10 protein-coding genes are annotated in these 17,878 nt (G+C 76.4%); 5 read left to right on the top strand and 5 right to left on the bottom strand.

The features are described 5' to 3' along the window. Positions 1-63: 63 nt before the first annotated feature. On the bottom strand, positions 64-519 hold the full coding sequence (locus tag Sdagh_RS18390) for a YbaB/EbfC family nucleoid-associated protein (protein WP_189422238.1): 456 nt from the start codon (positions 517-519) through the stop codon (positions 64-66). Between the two features lie 314 nt (positions 520-833). Between Sdagh_RS18390 and Sdagh_RS18385 the strand changes: the two genes are divergently transcribed. From Sdagh_RS18385 to Sdagh_RS18370, 4 genes are all read left to right on the top strand, one after another. Further along, positions 834-2,435 carry a glycosyltransferase family 2 protein gene (locus tag Sdagh_RS18385; RefSeq protein ID WP_190011845.1) on the top strand — a complete coding sequence of 534 codons (1,602 nt, stop codon included), beginning with the start codon at positions 834-836 and terminating at the stop codon, positions 2,433-2,435. After that, positions 2,432-3,427, top strand: coding sequence for a glycoside hydrolase family 26 protein (locus Sdagh_RS18380; RefSeq protein WP_190078237.1), 996 nt, complete (start codon positions 2,432-2,434; stop codon positions 3,425-3,427). The genes Sdagh_RS18385 and Sdagh_RS18380 overlap by 4 nt, the downstream gene beginning before the upstream one ends. Then, positions 3,424-5,118, top strand: a complete 1,695-nt coding sequence (locus tag Sdagh_RS18375) for an ArnT family glycosyltransferase (protein ID WP_189422241.1) — start codon at positions 3,424-3,426, stop codon at positions 5,116-5,118. Before Sdagh_RS18380 ends, Sdagh_RS18375 begins: the two co-directional genes overlap by 4 nt. A gap of 190 nt (positions 5,119-5,308) precedes the next feature. Beyond that, complete coding sequence (locus Sdagh_RS18370) at positions 5,309-7,621, top strand: hypothetical protein (protein WP_190078238.1); 2,313 nt, start codon at positions 5,309-5,311, stop codon at positions 7,619-7,621. Here the strand turns inward: Sdagh_RS18370 and Sdagh_RS18365 are convergent. Beyond that, the gene (locus tag Sdagh_RS18365) at positions 7,602-8,969 is read right to left on the bottom strand and encodes a hypothetical protein (protein WP_190078239.1); all 1,368 of its coding nucleotides are present in this window, start codon (positions 8,967-8,969) and stop codon (positions 7,602-7,604) included. The genes Sdagh_RS18370 and Sdagh_RS18365 overlap by 20 nt on opposite strands. A gap of 42 nt (positions 8,970-9,011) precedes the next feature. Continuing rightward, positions 9,012-12,425, bottom strand: coding sequence for a hypothetical protein (locus Sdagh_RS18360; protein ID WP_190078240.1), 3,414 nt, complete (start codon positions 12,423-12,425; stop codon positions 9,012-9,014). A 472-nt stretch (positions 12,426-12,897) separates the two neighbouring features. On the opposite strand from Sdagh_RS18360, the gene Sdagh_RS18355 reads away from it, so the two are divergent. Beyond that, on the top strand, positions 12,898-14,946 hold the full coding sequence (locus Sdagh_RS18355) for a cysteine/serine endopeptidase inhibitor (protein WP_189422245.1): 2,049 nt from the start codon (positions 12,898-12,900) through the stop codon (positions 14,944-14,946). Between the two features lie 91 nt (positions 14,947-15,037). On the opposite strand, the gene Sdagh_RS18350 is transcribed toward Sdagh_RS18355, so the two are convergent. Beyond that, positions 15,038-16,984, bottom strand: coding sequence for a hypothetical protein (locus Sdagh_RS18350; protein ID WP_189422246.1), 1,947 nt, complete (start codon positions 16,982-16,984; stop codon positions 15,038-15,040). A 136-nt stretch (positions 16,985-17,120) separates the two neighbouring features. Continuing rightward, positions 17,121-17,588, bottom strand: a complete 468-nt coding sequence (locus Sdagh_RS18345) for a hypothetical protein (protein WP_226535403.1) — start codon at positions 17,586-17,588, stop codon at positions 17,121-17,123. Between the last annotated feature and the right edge of the window lie 290 nt (positions 17,589-17,878).

Below are 17,878 nucleotides of genomic sequence, written 5' to 3'. Positions count from 1 at the left end.
GGGACACGCTCCAAGGGCGAAACAGAGAGACGGCGGACGGACGGGGAAGAACGAACGGCGGGGTCAGCGGCGGGCGATCCCCGGCCCCTGCCCCGTGTCCGGGGCGAGCTGTCCCCGCTCCAGGTACTGGCGCACGGCGTCCGGCATGGCCGGCTCGCTCGGCAGCAGCGTGCCGACGTCGGCCGTGCCCTTCAGCAGGTGCTCGGCGTCCACGTCCCCGGGCAGGTGCGGGGTGAGCACCTTGGCCAGTTCGGCGGTGGCCTTGGCCCGCGCGTCCTGGACGGTGGAGACCATCAGGTCGGCGAGTTCCTTGGGGGTCATGCGGCGGTAGGCGTTGGTCGGGAACTCGACCGACAGCAGTTCGCCCTGGGGCCCGACGGTGACCTTCATCGCCTGCGCCTTGGCGGTCGCGGTGGCGGAGACCTCGCGCATACGGCGCTGGAGATCGGAGATCTGGGCCAGCTGTGTGCGGTAGGTCTCCTGCAGTTGCTCGATCTGCTCGTCGAACGGCGTGGACATCGACTCACTCCTCCCGCGCTCAGGTCCGCGGACGGCACGTGCCACCGCTTCGCGAGCCAACCAACAACACCGGAGCGCGGGAGGGAAACAGCAGGTCGCGGCCCGTGCCCGGTTGGACGCCCGCTCTGTCCGAAGGGACGGGCGGGTTCGGTCGCGGACCACGGCCGCTTCTTGGTGCACACCTCGTGCACCAACGGGCGCGGTCCGCCCCGCGCGGGCATGCCGTGGCGCACGGGTCCCTAGCCTGGCGCCCGTGCTGTCGGCCGGCCCGTTCCGGACCGCTTCCCCACCAGCCGCCCCTGGAGCACCCACGTATGGCTGTCCACCGTGTTCTCACCCCGCCCCGGGCCACCCGGCCGGCGGCTCCGTCCGGGCTGCTGCCCACCCCGCCCGACGACCGGGAGAAGTACGCGTACGTCCGGCGCCACAACTGGCTCCTGACCAGCACCTCGTTCCTGGGGTTCACCTGCGTGCTCTACAGCCAGGTGGACTCCGCCCGGCACGGTCCGTGGATCTGGTTCTTCGCACCCGTGCTGCTGCTGTCGGTGCTCGGGGTGCTGATCTCGCTGCGCCTCGAACTGTTCAGTCCGGGGTTCGACCTGCGGGCGCACCGCGCGCTGGTACGGGCGTGGGCGCCCCGGGAGTACCCGGCGGTCGACGTGTTCCTGCCGGTCTGCGGGGAACCGATCGAGGTGCTGCACAACACCTGGACACACCTCCAGCGGATGGCCGACGCCTATCCGGGGCGGGTGCTGCCGCTGGTGCTGGACGACTCCGACAGTCCCGACGTGGCCGCGATGGCCGATGACTTCGGCTTCCGTTACCTGGTGCGGCCGGACCGGGGCTGGTTCAAGAAGGCCGGGAACCTGCGGCACGGGTTCGCGCACTCCGACAGCGAGTTCATCCTGATCCTGGACGCTGACTTCGTGCCGCGCGCGGACCTCCTGGACGAGCTGCTGCCGTACATGGACGCCGATCCGGGCCTCGGGATCGTGCAGTCCCCGCAGTACTTCCGGGTGCTGGACCAGCAGAACTGGATCGAACGGGGCGCGGGCGCGGTGCAGGAGCTGTTCTACCGCTCGGTGCAGGTGTCCCGGCAGCGCAGCGACGGCTCGATCTGCGTCGGCTCCTGCGCGGTGTACCGGCGCACGGCGCTCGCGGAGGTGGGCGGCACGAGCCTGATCGAGCACTCCGAGGACATGCACACCGGTTTCGACCTGCGGGCGCGCGGCTGGGACCTGCGCTATGTGCCGCTGGCGCTGGCGACCGGGCTGTGCCCGGACACCATCGGCGCGTACTACAACCAGCAGTACCGCTGGTGCATGGCGTCGATGAGCATGCTGGCCAGCGTCGAGGACTTCTGGAAGGTGCGGATGCGGTTCGCGAGCCGCCTGTGCTACCTGTCCGGGTTCGTCTACTACATCGAGTCCGCGCTCATCCTCTTCACCGGGCCGCTGATCGTCTGCGTGCTGCTGCTGTTCTTCCCGGAACAGGTGAAGTTCACCGACATGCGGCTGCTGCTGCCGGGGCTGGTGTACCTGGTGGTGGTGTACCCGCTGTGGCACCGGGCGCCGTACCGCCTGGAGGCGTGGGCGGCGCGGGTGCTCTACAGCTGGTCGCACCTGTTCGCGATCTGGGACGTGCTGCGCGGCCGGGCGATGGGCTGGCAGCCCACCGGGTCGGGCGGGGCGCGCCGCAACAACACCCGGCGGCTCTGGATCGGCATCTGGGCGTGGACGGTGCCGGCGACGGCGCTGTGGGTCGGGGCCGCGCTGTGGCGGATGGACACGATGGTGCCGGAGGACTTCGCGCTGCCGCTGGCCTCGGGGCTGTTCTACGCGGCGGCCGTGCTGCGGGTGGTGGTGGTGCCCCGGCCCGAGGAGCCGGCCGGGGCCGCCGAGGGGGTCCCCGCATGACGGCGGTGGGCCGCCGGGCCGCCCTCAGGTGGGCGCTGGCCTCGGTGGCGGCGACGGCGGGCTGCGCGCCGAGCCGTACCGCGCCGATCGGTGCGGGCGGGGAGGGCGGGGAGCGGCGGACGGCGCCGTATGTGCCGTTCGACGTGACCTGGCTGATCCGGCCCCGGCAGGGCCGCAAGTACCTCGGGGTCTCCTTCGGCGGGGCGTCGGTGACGCCGGGCTACCTGGACCTGTGGTCGCGCAAGGCGGGCAAGGCACCCAATCTGCTGGCGCAGCGCTTCTCCTGGGGCGAGGAGTTCCCGGCGGACCGGGTCACGGCGGTGTGGCGGCAGCGGGTCCTGCCGTACCTCGCCTGGGAGCCGCGCGGCCGGACCCTGCGGGAGATCGCGGCGGGCGTGGACGACGGCCATGTCCGGCGGACCGCCGAGGCCGTCCGCGACCTGAACGTGCCGGTCGCCCTGGCCTTCGCCCCCGGCATGAACGAACGCGGCCTGCCCTGGGGCCCTCGGGCGGCGAGCGCCGGGGAGTTCGTCGCCGCGTGGCGGCACCTGCACGACCTGTTCCAGGACACCGGGGTGTCCAACGTCGTGTGGACGTGGAGTCCCACGGTGACCGCGAGACCGGCGGTGCCGCTGGAGCCGTACTGGCCGGGTGACGCGTACGCCGACTGGCTGGGGCTCACGGGCCGGTACGGCACGGACGGGCCGCGCACCTACGACGGCCTCTTCGGCCCGGTGGTGAAGGAGGCGCGGGCCTTCACCCGGGCCCCCGTGCTGGTCGCCGGGACGGCCGCGCCGGCGGGCGGGCGCAAGGCGGCGGTGGTGAAGGACCTGACGCGGGCCGTGACCACCCGCGACGACGTGGTCGGCTTCGTCTGGGTGGACGCCACCGACCGCACGGACTGGCGGATCGACAGCAGTACCGGGGCGCTGGACGCCTTCCGCCGCGGTGTCGCCGACCCGCGGTTCGGCTTCGACGTGAGGCGCCCATGACGGCCACCGACGACCGCGCGACCACCGGGCGGTACGACCCCGAGTCCACCCTGCGGCTGCGGGTGCCGGCTCCGCGCGGACCGCACCTCGCCCCGGGCTACACCTTCGACGAGATCACCCGCGCCGACTGGGTGCTGGGCCGGGTGCCCGACCGCGGCTGGTCCGCGGCGCCCTCGCCGCGCCGGACCCTGGTGAGCCGGGCCCTGCTGGCCTGTCTGCTGCTGGCGCAGGCGGTGCTGTCGCTGCGGCTGCACAACAGCGCCTTCGAGGACGAGGCGCTGTACGTGTACGCCGGCCACGCCATGATCGACCACCTGTTCCACGGCGCCCCGGACTACGGCGGTTTCGACACGTACTTCTCCGGTTCGCCCGCGCTGTACCCGGTGCTGGCGGCCTGGGTGGACTCGGCGGCGGGGCTGACCGGTGTCCGGCTGATGAGCCTGGCGTTCATGCTGGGCGCCACCGGCCTGCTGTACTCCCTCACCCGGACGCTGTTCAACGAGCGGGCGGCGCTGCTCGCCGCCGGGATCTTCGCCGTCACCCAGTCGACGCTGTTCCTCGGGAACTTCGCCACGTACGACGCGATGTCGCTGTCCCTGCTCGCGCTGACCGCCTGGCTGCTGGTCCGCAACGCCACCGGCCACTGGGCGCTGCCGCTGGCCGTGGCACCGGTCGCGGCGCTCGCGGTGGGCGTGAAGTACGCCTCGGCGCTGTACCTGCCCACGCTGGCGCTGCTGCTGATGCTGGTGGCGTACCGGCGGCTGGGCACGCGGGAGGCGGTGCGGCGCGGGGCGGTGTTCACCGCCGGCACGGTGCTGCTGCTGGGCATCGCCCTGCTGAGCACGGACTACCTCCAGGCGATCCAGAGCACCACGACCGAACGCGCCCACGGCACCACGTCGGTGGGGCTGCTGGTGCGGGACAGCGTCCGGTGGGGCGGGCTGCTGTCCCTCCTGGCCTGCCTCGGCACGGTCCTGTACACCCGCCGTCCCGGCCTCGGTGAGATCCCCGGCCACCGGCCGCCCCCGGCGCCCCCGCGCGGCTGGCGGATCGCGCTGGGGACCGTGCTGACCGGCACCGCGCTGCTCGCGCCCGCCTACCAGATCCACCTCCAGACCAGCATCTCGCTGCACAAGCACATCGGGTACGGCCTGCTGTTCGCCGCGCCGATGGCGGGGGTGGGCCTGTCCCGGCTGATGGGCGCCCACCTCCGCTTCCCGCAGGCGGTCATCGCGGTCGGCGTGCTGGCGCTCACCTTCGGCATGTCGCAGTCCGCGCAGAACTACGGCGTCTGGCCCGACACGGGCCGTCTGATCCCGGAGCTGGCGAAGAACGTCCGGCCGGGCCAGAAGTGGCTCGGCCAGCCGCACGAGGGACCCGTCTACTACCTCAGCGACCGGGGCCTGACCGACTACACCCTGTGGACGTCGATCTTCTACATCGACTACGCGGGCCGCAAGGGCCGGCACCTGAGCGGCCCGGAGGGGTACCGGGCCGCGATCCAGGACGGCTACTTCGACGGCATCGTCCTCGACTGGTCCGACCAGCCCGGTGACATCCAGACCCTGATCCGCCAGGAGATGCGGTCCACCGGCCGCTACCGGCTGGCGAGCGCGCTGACGTACCGCACCTCGGTCGGCTCGGGACACTTCGAGATCTGGCTGCGGCTGCCGGCCGCGCACACGTCGTGACGCCCGTCCGTGCACGGAAGGGCGCAGTTCCTTCCCCCTCGGGCACGGACACGTCCGGCGATGTCTGCTTTCCCTATGATCGGCCCGGACAGCGGGGTTTCAGCACGACCACGGAGATGCCGCGCATGAGACGCAGTCAGGTGACGGGGCCGGGTGGCCCCCGTGGGTGCGCGCCCGGGCGGACCGGGACTTGACGCCGCGGAACCGGGACGACGGCGGCACGGCCGGCAAGCGGCGCCCCTGGCGGCCGGCGCGGACCCGCTCGGCACCGCCCGCGGCGGGTCCGCGCCGGCTCCCGGAGGCCGAGACCGCCGTCCTCCCCCTCGCGTCTGCGGCCCCCGCCGGACCCTGCGGGGTGCGGCGGGTCGGCAACGCCTGGCTGGTGCACCCCGCCGCCGGACCCGACCGCCAGTCGCTGCTGTTCGCCGCCGGGCTGGCCGCCGACCCCGAGTACACCCTGGTGGTGGTGGACCTTCCGCCGTACGCGCCCCTGGACGGGGTGGAGGAGGCGCTGGCCCGAGACGTACCGGCCGGGCCCGCCGGGCTGCGGGTGGTGTTCGGCCGGACGCCCGCCCAGGGTGCCGCGCCCACGGGGCGCCGGCTGGCACGGCGGCTCGGGCAGCCCGTGGTCGTCCCCGACGGGATCGTGCGGCCCTCCGCCGGCGGCGCTCTGTTCATCGGTGCCGACCGGGGCCGGGGCTGGGTGCGGTGCGCGCCGGGCGGCGAGAGCCGGTTCCTCTCCCGCCGCTTCCCGCGCCCGGCGTGGGACGGGTGGCTGCCCGACCGCCCGGGTCCGGTGGGGCCGTCCGCCGTCGCCGAGCCGCTGGGCGCCGGGGTGTGGGTGCGGCCGGTACGGGAGGACGCCGACCAGCAGCGCCACCGGGGCCGGCTCGCCGCCCGGCTGCGCCGCCGGGACGACGCGCCGACCGTCGTCCTCGGCTCCCCCGGCGCACCGGAACCGCCGGCCGAGGACGTCGCCCACTTCTGGCGGAGCCTGCCCGGCCACCCCCCGGCCGCCCCGCGCTTCGTGCTGTACGGCACCGTCCCTGCCCCCGGGAGCAGGCCGTTCGGCGAGACCCTGGCCGCCCTCACCGGCGAGCCGGTGCACGTCTGCAACGGCTTCCCCACCGGCGATCCGCGCATCGGCCGGGACGGCGGCGAGGAGGTGCTGCTCCTGACGCGCGACGGGACACCGGCACGGCCCGTCTTCGCCCGCGAGTTCCTGCACCTGCCGCCGGAGCCGGGGAGCGTGTCCCACGCCCCGCTGGCCACGGACCACCGCTGGCCGCTCGGTCATCTGCCGATGCTCCGTCAGGGCCTGTACCGGGGTGGTCCCGGCGTGGTCCTGGAGGTCCTGCCGTGGGGGCTGTGGGTGCGCCCCGCCGTCGAACCGGCGCACGCCGACGAGGTCCGCGCGGCGCCCGCCGACCCCCAGCACGCCCTGATCCTGTGCGACGACAGCGCCGTCGAGGACCTGCCCCGGCTGCGGGGCCTCGCCCAGGACGTCGTCCACCGGCTGCCGGCCGAGGACGGCCTGCTGGTCCGGGTGGTGACCGCCGACCGGCCCTGGGGCACCCCGGGCGGCCGGCCCCGCGCCCTGCCGGCCGGGCCCGCGGCGGCTCCGTCCCGCGCGCTCCCCGCGGCGCCGCCCTCCCCGCCCGCCGAACGGCCGGCTCCCCCGCCACCGGCGGACCCGGTCCCGGCCGCGCCCCCGCCACCGGCCGCGCCGGTCCCGGCCGCGCCCCCTCGCGGGGCCGGCACCGGCACGCCCAAGGACACCGCCGTCGTCGCGCTGGCGCTTCAGCACGAGCCCGGGCTCGGCGGGCTGCTGCCGCCCGACATCGTCCTCGCTGGCCTGCTCGCCGTACGGCTCCGGCTCACCGTCTCCGCCCTGCGGGCCGGCCGGGAGCCTGAGCCGTACGGGTCCGGAGAGCCCCCGGACATCGATCCCGAGACGCTCGCTGCCCTGGCGCTGCTCCCCGTCCACCAGGGCGTGGTGGCGCTCCGCGCCGAGCTGGACGCGGCGGAGCTGCGCCGCTACCGCACCGGGCGGACGGCCACCGCGCACCGCGTGTGCGCGGGGTCGCTGTCCGGTGTGCCGGGCGTTCCCGGCAACACCGATGTCCTCGTCCACTCCCTCACCGGGCGCCGTACGGCGCTGCTGGAGCCGGAACTGCCGGACCGGGTGCTGTTCACACCGGGTACGCGGTTCGAGGTCCTCGGGGTCGCGGGCCCGGCGGGCGGACGCGCGGCGGTGCTGCTGGCCGAGGCGCCGCCCCCGGGGCTCTGCACGGCCGGGGCGACCCGGCGGGAGGTCGCGCGGCGGCTCGCGGTGATGGCGCGGCTGTGGCGCGCGGACGAGCGGAACGGCGTGGTGCGCCCGCGCGACCCCGACCCGTTCGCCCTGCCGCCGCGGCCCGACCGCCCCGCCGGTCCCGGGCCCGGACCGGACCGGCCCGCGGCCGAGCCGCAGGCGATGGCGCTCAGTGGGCGGTACCGCTGACCCACAGGTCGGTGCCGTCCTGCCGGATCACCACGTCCCCGTCGCTCTGGAGCACGAGTTCGGCGCCGTCGTGGCCCGCCGTGCCGGAGGACCAGGCGGTGCGGTCGTCGCTCGTGTAGACGACGAGGTGGCCGTCGGCCTGGAAGACGGCCTTGTGGCCCTGGCCCTCGGTGTGCGAGGACCAGCGGACGGTGCCGTTCTCGTCGGTGACGACGAGGTTGCCGTCCTCGCCCATCGTGAGCACGGCCCGCTCGGACGCGAGGGACTGGCCCGTCTCCAGTACCCGGGTCGCCTGGACGACGGTGTCCGCGCCGGTGGTCCGCGGTGGCGCCGCCTCCTGCGTGGTGACCTCGGGGGTGGGCGTGGGGGTGGGCGTGGGGGTGGGCGTGGTGACGGCCGACGCCGTGACCGTGGTGCTCTGCCGCGTCGGCTGTACGTCCGGGTCCGGGCTGTCGGGGCCGGGCTGCGGGGTCTGCGGGACGGGGGCGCCGGGGTCCGGCTCGGTGGCCCTGGCGATCGTCGCGTCGGGCACGACGGAGGCGGTGACGACGGTGGCCTCCGGCTCCGGCCGCGACTCGGGCTCCGGCCGCGCGTCCGGCTGCGGCTTCGTCTCCGGGGGCCGCTGCGCGTGCGGGTCGTCCGCCGGGTCGGCTACGAGCGCGACGGCACTCCCGGGCCGCTCGGGGGCGGTGGTGCGGGTGTCCGGCGCCTCGTCGGTCCGATCGTCGCCGGAGTCGTCGGCGGGTTCGGTGGCGGGTTCGGTGGCGGGCTTCGGATCGGCCTGCCCGGCGGGCTTCGAGGCGGACGCGGTGGGATGCGGCGCGCGGATGCCGGGGCCCTGGAACGTCTTGCGCGGGGAGACCGGGATGGCCGGGGAGGCCGACGCAGACGGGGCCGCCCGCGGGGGGTCGGCGGTCTCGGACTCCTGGGCGCCCGGCCCCTGGGTGGGCGTGGACGTGGGCGTCGGCACGTCGATGGTGAAGTTGGGGCCGGTGTTCTGCGGGGAGGCGGTGCGGTGGCCGGACGCCTCGTAGTCGACCTCGTGGTCGCCGCCGCCGTCGTTGTCGCTCAGTGCCAGGGGCAGGGCGACCAGGACGGCACCCGCGACCGCGGCGGCGGCGAGCATCGGCCGGTGGCCGGTCCTGGCGGCCGAGGTCTCCTCCTCCGGGGCGCCCCCGTCACCGCCGCCGTGCGCCCCGTCCGGCCGGCCTCGCCGCCCGGCCGGCGGCAGTGGTTGCGCACCATCACCGGGGCCGGCGTCGGACAGGACGACGGCCCGCCGCATCCTCAGCCGGTCGCTGCCCTGCGGCGGCGTGCCGCCCCGCGGCGTCCTGCGCTCAGCGCTCATGTCTCTTCTCCTCTACGGTGTGGGTACGGTCGGCCCGCGGTCTCAGGCCGCGCCGTCCCCGAGCGGATTGCGTTCGGCCAGCGGCCCGGTGAGCCGGGGCGGCCAGGGGGCGGGGTGCTCGGCCACGGAAAGGCCGGCCGCCACCTGCGTCAGTTGTTCGATCGCCTGGCGGTCGACGGCGTCCTGGTCCCCCGGGCGGCGGACCGGCTCACCGGCGGCCACCTCGCGCAGCAGCACCGTCGTGGCGCCGGGGGTGTCCCGCGTACCGAGGACGCGGAAGCGGGTGCCGGGTCCGAAGACGACCTCCTCCGGCCCGTCCGGTGCGGCGGAGCCGGTCAGGGCGCGCACTCTGCGGCCCGTCAGGGACCACAGGAGGTACCGGTCACCACCCGGCACGGGAGCCCCGTCCAACGCGTACGCCCCGACCGGGCCCGCGGGGCACAGTTCACTCCCGGGCAGCGGCGCCCGGGCGCGCGGCGGGAGCGTTCCGGCGGCGCGCAGGACGACGCCCCGGTACGACGGGAGGCGTCGCAGACCGGACGCCAGGCCGGCGAGGCAGGGCTGGGCCTCGGCGGACCCGGCGGCCAGCGCGCGCTCCAGCCAGCGCCAGCCGAGCGGGGCGTCGTCGAGGGTGAGGAAGGAGCGGACGGCGATCAGGTCGGGGAGGACGACGTCCTCGGGGTCGCCTCCGCGCAGGCCGGGCGACACGGTCAGCACCCGCGCGACGGCGGCCTGCTGCTGCCACCACTGCTCGCCGCCCAGCGCCCGCAACGCCTGCCGGTCGGCCGGACCGCTGCGGTACAGCGGCCCGATCCCCGCGGCGGCCGGCTGCGCGGGCACGGGGGCCTGCGGCGGAGTGTGCGGGGACGGGTCCGGCCGGCCCGGTGACACCGCCGGGTCCGGCGCCGCGCCGGGGCCGGCCGGCCCCCTTCGGGACCGCGGCACACCCGGCCCGGCCCCGCCGGGGACGTCCGGGGCGGGAGCCGCCGGTGCCGGCGGGGGGACGCCCGGCCCCGAAGGTGCCGGCGGCTGTGGCGCACCGGGCCGGTTCCCGGTGACCGGATACGGGGCGGGGGGCGTCGGGGTACCACCCGGCCGGAAGCCGGCGGGAGGACCAGGGTGACCGGACGCGGGAGACGGCAGGGCCGTACCGGCGGGGCTCCCGGCGAGCGGGCGCGCGGCAGGCGGTACGGCCGCCGGCCGGGAGGCGCCGGGCCCGGCCCCGGTGGCCGGGGTCGGCGCGGGCGGAGCCGGGACGGGCGGGTTCGGGGCGGGCGGATTCGGGGCGGGCGGAGCCGGGACAGGCGGAGCCGGGGCGGGCGGGTTCGGGGCGGGCGGGGTCGGCAGGGGCGGAGCCACGACGGGCGGGGCCGGGAAGGGCGGCCCCGGGACAGGCCGGGCCACGGCCGCCGTGGTCTCCTTCGCACCCGGTGTGTTCCAGGCCACCGGCACCGGGCGGCGCCCCGGCGCCCCGAGGGAGCGGCTGGCCGCGTACGCCTCGGCGTATCCCGGCGGTAGGGCCGACCCGGCGGGTGTTCCCGTGACCGGACCGTCGGCTATCCGCGAGGAGGCGACGACCGGCACCACCGGCGGCCGCGCAACCGCCGCGCCGGCGCCCGCGACTCCGTCACCGGCCGCCCCGGACACCCCAGATGTCCGGGACACCCCGGAGGACCCGGACACCCCGGAGGACCCGGACGCTCCGGGAACCCCAGTGACTCCGGGCACTCCGGGCATTCCGGCAGCGCCGCCCGGCACTCCGGCAGCGCCGCCCGGCACCCCGGCGGTGCCGCCCGTCGCCGCAGCCGTCGCGGTGCCCGTCGCCGGGAGCCACGAGGGAAGCACGCCGTCCGGCGCCGGCACCGGCCGCCCGGCCGGCGTCCCGGGAGTCCGCCCCCCGCCCTCCGGGCGGACGCCGGCACCGCCGCCCTCGGCGGCCGTACCCGTCGTCGGACCGGCCGCGGCGGTCGCCGTGGGAGCGGGCGGTGCCGCCACATGGCGGATGCGGACGCTCATCGGTGACGCGTGCCAGGGGGCGTCCGGTGCGCCGTCCCGCTGGGGCGCGGGGCGGGCCTCCGGCTCGTCGTGGTCCGCGGACGGCTCGACGTCGTACTCCAGGCCGAGCCCGAGGCGTTCGGCGACGCGGCGCGCCTGACGTCCGCCCCGGGTGCCGCTCACCCCCCTGACGTGGAGGGTGGTGCGCTCGCTCACGCCGGGTTCCAGCCGCTCCAGGAAGCCGTCGAGCACCGGCCACACCCCGTCGTCCAGCCGCCGTCCGGGCACGCCGACGTCCACGACCACGGTCTCGGGGTCCAGCGTCCACCCCAGGTGGGCGGGCCGTTCCGTGCCGCGCGGTCCGACCCACAGCCCCGCGCGGGTGACGGTGACCTGCCAGTCGTCGTCCAGTTGCAGGGTCCCGTCGTCGCCGACCGTCTCCCCCGCCACCGGCGACCGGGGGCGCAGGACGCGCGGCACGGGGGTGCCTCCGCCCCCGGCGGGCAGGCAGGCGACCGCTTCGGCGAAGGGCCGCCAGGCCGGTTCGCCGTCCGCTCCGACCAGGACCACCGCCGCCTCGCCCGCCGTGCCGTCCGCCGGTTCCAGCAGCGCGGGAACACCGTTGACGACCTCCACCTCGGTGCCGAGGAGGTTCGCGGTCCGCCGGCCCACGTCCAGGAGGTCGCGTCCGTCACCGGGGACGAGCCGCACGGCGGACCGGGCGCGGGGCGGCAGCCGGGTCAGCAGTGCGGCCAGCGCCCGCGCGGTCACCTCGGACGTGCCCGGGGCACCGACGACGACGGTGAGCCGGTCCCGGTCCACGGGGATGAAGGCGCCGATGTCCGCCGCGCCGCCGGGCAGTGGTTCCGCCCGGCGGATCTGCACCCCGGCGGGCACGGAGACCACGACATGGCGCTCGACGGCGTCGGAGGCGAGGAGCGCCGCCGCGTCCTCCCAGACCGGCAGGGGATGCCGCAGGCCCAGCGGCCGGGGGTCCGAGCCGGGCTCCAGCCGCCACCAGCCGCCGAGGCCCCCGGGCCCGGTGGGGGCGAACAGCGAGCCTCCGGGGACGACCACCACCGGTCCTGCCGGGGCGACGACCGCCAGCCCCCAGTCGTCGCTGATCCGCCGCGCGGGGGCGGTCCGGCCCGGCCGCTCGGCCGCGGCGCCCGCCCACACCAACCGCACCGTGGTGACACCGGACTTCACGAACTTGTCCAGTACCGAGCCGAGGTGCCGCCACGCGCCCCGGGTGGCGTCGTCGCCGGGCTCGACCACCACGGTCGCGTGGTCCCGGTCCTCGTGGCGCAGGGCGTCGACGGTCGCCGAGAGGTCCGCGGACCGCGCGGCGTCCGGCCGGAGCAGCACCACGGGGCCGGCACCGGCGACCGGTCCGGAGCCGCCGAGCCGGGACGCGAGGCTCCGCAGGGGGCCGCGTCCGCCGGAGGTGCGCCTGCTCACGGGGTGCCGTCCCCGGCGGGCGGCACGCCGGGGCGGTGGGCCGGCGCGCCGCCGGGGCGGCGCTGAGGCGTCTCGCCCAAGCCTTTCTCACCCGCTGTCCTGGCCGTGCTGTACGCGCTTCCCCTGGCAGGGGTGGCATCCGACCGGACCATCGGACCAGAGGCGGCGGGGGCTCCTCCAGGCGGGCGGCGAAGGACTGCCCGTTTGCGGACAGCCCTGCACGAGTGGCCATCGCCCGCTCGTGAACGACCCGCGCGGCGCGGTGGCCGAAGAGGCGGAGTGAGTGGCCCACCGGGCACACGCCCGCCGGTTCTCCGCCCGGACCCGCCCCCTTCTCCCATGATCAGCCCGGTGCCGCGTCCGCCACGGACCGCGCGGGCCCGCGCTACGGGCCCCGTTCGGCGCCGTCGCCCTGGTCTGGATCAGCCGGGCCGGGGGCCGAACACCACCGTCCGACCGATCAGGAGAAAGCGTGCCCATCCGGAACCGGGTCATCGCGGGCGGCGCAGTCGCCGTGGTGGCCGTCGCCCTGGGCGGCGTGTCCCTGGCGCTGGCCGACACCCCGGTCAGTGCCGAGGAGATCGCCGGCCAGATGACGTACTACAACGACAAGGGGTACGGCGCCTGCGGCACCCAGGTGGACGCGGCGACCGAGGACCTCGTCGCGGTGTCCCACGAGTGGTGGACCTCCGCCGACCCCAACCAGGACCCGCTCTGCGACGGTGTCTCGGTGCAGGTGTCGTACGGGGGCAAGACCATCACCGTGCCCGTCAAGGACATGTGCCCCTCCTGCGACTCCGGCCACCTCGACCTCTCCCAGTCCGCCTTCGAGCAGCTCGCGCCGCTGGAGAAGGGCCTGGTGGAGGGCATCACCTGGAAGTTCGTCACCGAGGACGGCAAGGACATCGCCCCGCCGACGGGGGGCGAGGCACCGCTGGCGACCGACTCGGCCTTCCCGTCGCGGTACGCGGCTCCGTACGTGGAGACGTGGAAGTCGCCGTCGGTGCTGGAGGAGGCGCGGGCGGCGGGACTGCGGTACGCGTCGCTGGCGTTCGTGCTGGACGGTGGCGGGTGCAAGGCCGCGCTGAACGGGACGACGCCGGTGTCGGACGAGGGCTGGCTGGCGGCGGTGACGGGCTTGCGCGGTTCGGGCGGTGAGGTGATCGCGTCGTTCGGTGGGGCGTCGGGCACCGAGCTGGCGTCGGGGTGTGACTCGGTGGAGGCGCTGGAGGCGCAGTACCGGTCGGTGGTGGACGCGTACGGGTTGTCCCGGATCGATTTCGACATCGAGGGTGCGACGCTGGCCGACATGGACGCCAACCGGCGTCGCAATGAGGCGCTCGCGGCGTTGCAGAAGGATGTGGAGGGTGCCGGGGGGCATCTGGACGTGCAGTTCACGCTGCCGTCGGGGGTGGACGGGTTGCAGGCGGACGGGGTGGCCATGCTCCAGGACGCGGCGGAGTCCGGGCTGCGGGTGTCGTTGGTGAACATCATGACGATGGACTACGGCTCGGCGGTGGCGGACATGGGCCAGGCCGCGATCGACGCGGCGACCGCGTTGCACGGGCAGTTGGGGCAGATCTGGCCGGGGAAGTCCGAGCAGGAGCTGTGGGCGATGCAGGGGAACACGCCGATGATCGGTGTGAACGACACCCCGGGTGAGACGTTCACGGTGGAGGACGCGTCGCGTCTGGCGGACTTCGCGGTGGAGAAGGGGATCCAGCAGCTCTCGTTCTGGGCGGTCGGCCGGGACAAGGCCTGCCCGGAGGCGGGCGGGCTCTCCGAGGACTGCAGCGGCACGGAGCAGCAGGCCCACGAGTTCCTGAAGATCTTCAACAAGGTGAACACGACAGCCCCCGGGACGGGTAAGGCCACTCTTCCCGGCGGAGCGGTCGATCCGGTACCGGTGTCACCGCCGGCGTCCCCGTCCGCCACGGAAGAGGGAACGCTCCGCGGCGGCGCGGTCGACCCCTCGCCGGTGGCTGGGATGCGGGAAGGCGCGGTGGATGCCTCGGGTTCGGGTTCGGGTTCGGGCAAGACGATCTCCAACGCGTTCACCACGGGCTACACCTGGTTCGACAACACGCCCCGGGGCAGCGCGCAGATCTCCCATCCCGTCGTTCACGACGAGGCCGGCGGTACCGGTACCTGGGAGGACCCCATCACCCTGGCGGTCGGGCATGTCAACGAGGGAGGCAAGGACACCCTCGACTATCCGGCCGGCACCCGCTTCTACTTCCCCAAGGTCCGCCGGTACTTCATCGTCGAGGACGCCTGTGGTGACGGGGGCAGTCCCCAGGACGGGCCCTGCCACAACCTGGACTCCGCGCCCGAGGGTGCCACCACCTGGCTCGACATGTACGTCGGTGGCGGCAGCGGGGACAGTGAGAGCGCCGCGGACGAGTGTCTGGGCAAGGTGACGGGCCTGACCACCGTCATCCAGGACCCGGCCGACGACCTCCCCGTGGTCGAGGGCCCGCTGTTCTCGAACAACCGGTGCACCGAGATCTACGACGACTGAGACCGAGGCACCCGTCCCCGGGTGTGGGACGCGCCCCACCCCGCGCACACGTCCTCGCGGCGGACCGCGCGGGGTGGGGCGCGTTCCTGCCTCAGGGGGTGTCGTGGCCGGTGTTCCAGGTCCGCAGCGCGCGGACCAGGTCCCGGGCCGCCGCGCGGTCGGCGGCGGTGTCGCCGGCCGGTTCGCCGGGGGCCAGTTCGCGCATCAGGACGACGCCCGGGGCGCCGGGGTCCGCTTCCAGGACCCGGAACCGGGTACCGGGGGCGAACAGCACCCGGCCGGGGACGAGCGGGTCGAGCAGATCGGTGCGGCGGCCGTTCGTGGACCAGATGAGGAAGTCGGTGCCGCCCGGAGCGTCGGCCGGCCCCCGCGCCGACGCCTCGCAGGGTTGCGGGTCGGTGATCTCGCGGGGGGTGGCGTACCACTGGCGCATCGGCTCGTCGAGGGGGGCGCGCAGCCCGGTGGGGCCGTGGTGGACGGGGAGCATGTCCAGGCCGCGGCGGAGCAGGGCGAGGTCGCCGGGGCTCTCGCAGGCGGCGCCCGCCAGCCGGCCGAGGACGGCGGCGAGGGCGGTGACGGCGTCGGCGTCCGTTTCCCGGCCGGTGAGTTCGGGGTGCCGGCGCAGCACCTCGGCCGCGAGGGCGGTGAGACCGGTGCGGGCCGCGTCACCGGCCCCGGAGGTGAGCGGAGGCGGGGCGGCACGGTGGGGTGCGGTGCCGCCTCCCGGCGCGGGTGCGGCGTGGGGCACCGCGCCGCCGTCCGGTCCGGTGGGCCGGCAGACGCCGAGGCGGACCGCGCGGCGCAGGTCGGCGGGGAAGGAACGCGTCAGCTCCTGGGCGAGTCTCCGCAGCCGGGGGAGCAGGTCCTCCGACCCGGCGTCGCACAGGACGCGTTCGTGCTCGGGGTCGGGGTCGGCGCCGCGTACCTGCGCGGCGTGCGCGGGGGCCGGTTCCGGCCGGACCCACAGTCCGCCGCGGACGACCTCGACGACCACGTCCTCGGCGAGCCGGTGGGCGCCCGGGCCGGCCTCGGGGAGATCACCGAGGGGCCATCCGTGGGCCACCGCGTACGGGGAGGCGGGCGGCTCCGTGGCGGCCGGCGGCAGATGGACGAACTCCCGGGCCCGCAGCGGCCTGCCCGGCGTGCCGTCCGGGCCGGTGAGCAGGGCGGCGTCGGCCCCGTCACGGCCCGGACGGGGCAGACCGCCGAGGAGGCGGACGGGTTCGCCGACGACCTGGGCGAGGACGTCACCGAAGTGCCGTCCGCCGCTCAGGCGGGCGGGTCCGTAGCAGAGGAACCGCACGGCGGGCCGCAGCGACGGCGGCAGGTCCTGCCAGAACCGGGCGACGTCCGCGACGGGCACGGCCGGGGCACCGGGGGCGCCGACCGCCACGGTGAGCAGGTCGGCGTGGACGCCGGCGCCGCGCAGGAGCCGCCCGCGGTGGCCGCCCGGGTCGGCGACGCCGTCGGCGGGGCGCAGCCACACGCCGGCGGGGAGGGGTTCGGCGACGCTGCGGCCGAGCCGCCAGGGGTGGTCGGGGAGCGCGGCCTCCCAGGTGGGCCGGGGGAAGGTCCGGGAGTGGGGCACGGCGGGCCCGCCTGGCGGGCAGCGCAGCCAGCCCGGTCCGTGCGCGGGACCCGCGTAGAGGCCGCCACCGGGGACGGACAGCAGCGGTCCCCGGGCGACGACGACGGCACGGCCCAGCCGGGCGGCGAGCCACCGGGCGACGGCGACGGGGTCCCGCAGCGGCGGGCGGCCGAAGACCAGCCGCAGGTCACCGGTCCCGGCGGGAACGGCCCGGGCGAGCCGGTCCAAGGTGGCGTCGTCGGCGCCGTCGGGCAGATCGGCGACGACGACGGTGGCCTCGGGGTCGGGAGCGAGTCCGGCGGTGAAGGCGCGGGCGCGCGGGTCGACGGGGCCGGCCGGGGCCAGCAGCCAGGCGCGGCCGGCGTGGTGGGCGGTGAAGCGGGGGCCGGGCGCGGGCGGCGCGGCCGGTCCGCCGGGGTGGGCGGGCGCTGCTGTGGGGTTGCCGCTCATGCCTTGCCTCTCCGTGCGGTCGCGTCCTACCACCGGGTCCGGCCGGGGGTGCCGTGCCGCCCCGACGGGGGGCGGGGCGGCACGGCGGTCCGGCCCGTCCTCAGGGCAGCTGACGGGCCGGCGTCCTGAGGGGGCGTCACATGGCGGTACCGGTGGACCACAGCACCGTGCCGCCGTACTCGATCACCATGTTCCCGTCGGCGCGCAGCACCAGCCGGGAGCCGTCGTGGCCGTCGGTGCGCGAGGACCACACGGTCCGCGCGTCCCCGGCGTACACGGCGAGGTTGCCGTCCGCCTGGAAGACGGCCTTGACGCCGCCCTGTCCGGCGGTGCCCGACCACCACAGCGGGGTGCCCTGGCGGTCGTAGAGGACCAGGTTGCCGTCGCCCTGGAAGGCGAGGACGATCCGGTTGGTGGACCAGCTCTGTCCGGGCTCCAGCACGCTGGTGCCGTCGATGGCGGTGCTCGTCCACTGCTGCTGCTGTCGCGGGGGCGCGCTGGAGCCGGTGGTGGCGCGGGGGGTCGCGCTCCTGGTGGTGGTGGCGCCGGCCGGGGCGTGGGCCCTGCCGGTGGCGGCGACGGGGCTCCCCGACCCGGTGGGCACGGCCGCCGCCACTTCGGCGATGCGGTCGTGTCCGGCGCCGCTGCCGACGGTGCCGCGCGGGGCGCCGGCGGGCCGTCGGGGCGGGTGTCGCGGCGGGGTCCTCGGGGGTGCCGGTGGCGGGCGCGATCTCCGGGTCGATGTCCTCCGCGCCGGCCTGCACGGCCCTGGACGGCGCGTCGTCGTTCAGGAGGTGGGGGCCCAGCAGGAACAGGGCGCTGAGGACGCCCGCGCCCGCCAGGATCGGCTTGGCGAGATGGCCGCGGGAAACGGGGCGCTCACCGGTGGCGTTC

The sequence above is a fragment of the Streptomyces daghestanicus genome (assembly GCF_020521275.1).
Lineage (GTDB): Bacteria > Actinomycetota > Actinomycetes > Streptomycetales > Streptomycetaceae > Streptomyces > Streptomyces griseoviridis.
The sequence above is the reverse complement of the archived record's forward strand: the minus strand, read 5'-3'. Positions and strand labels throughout refer to the sequence as shown.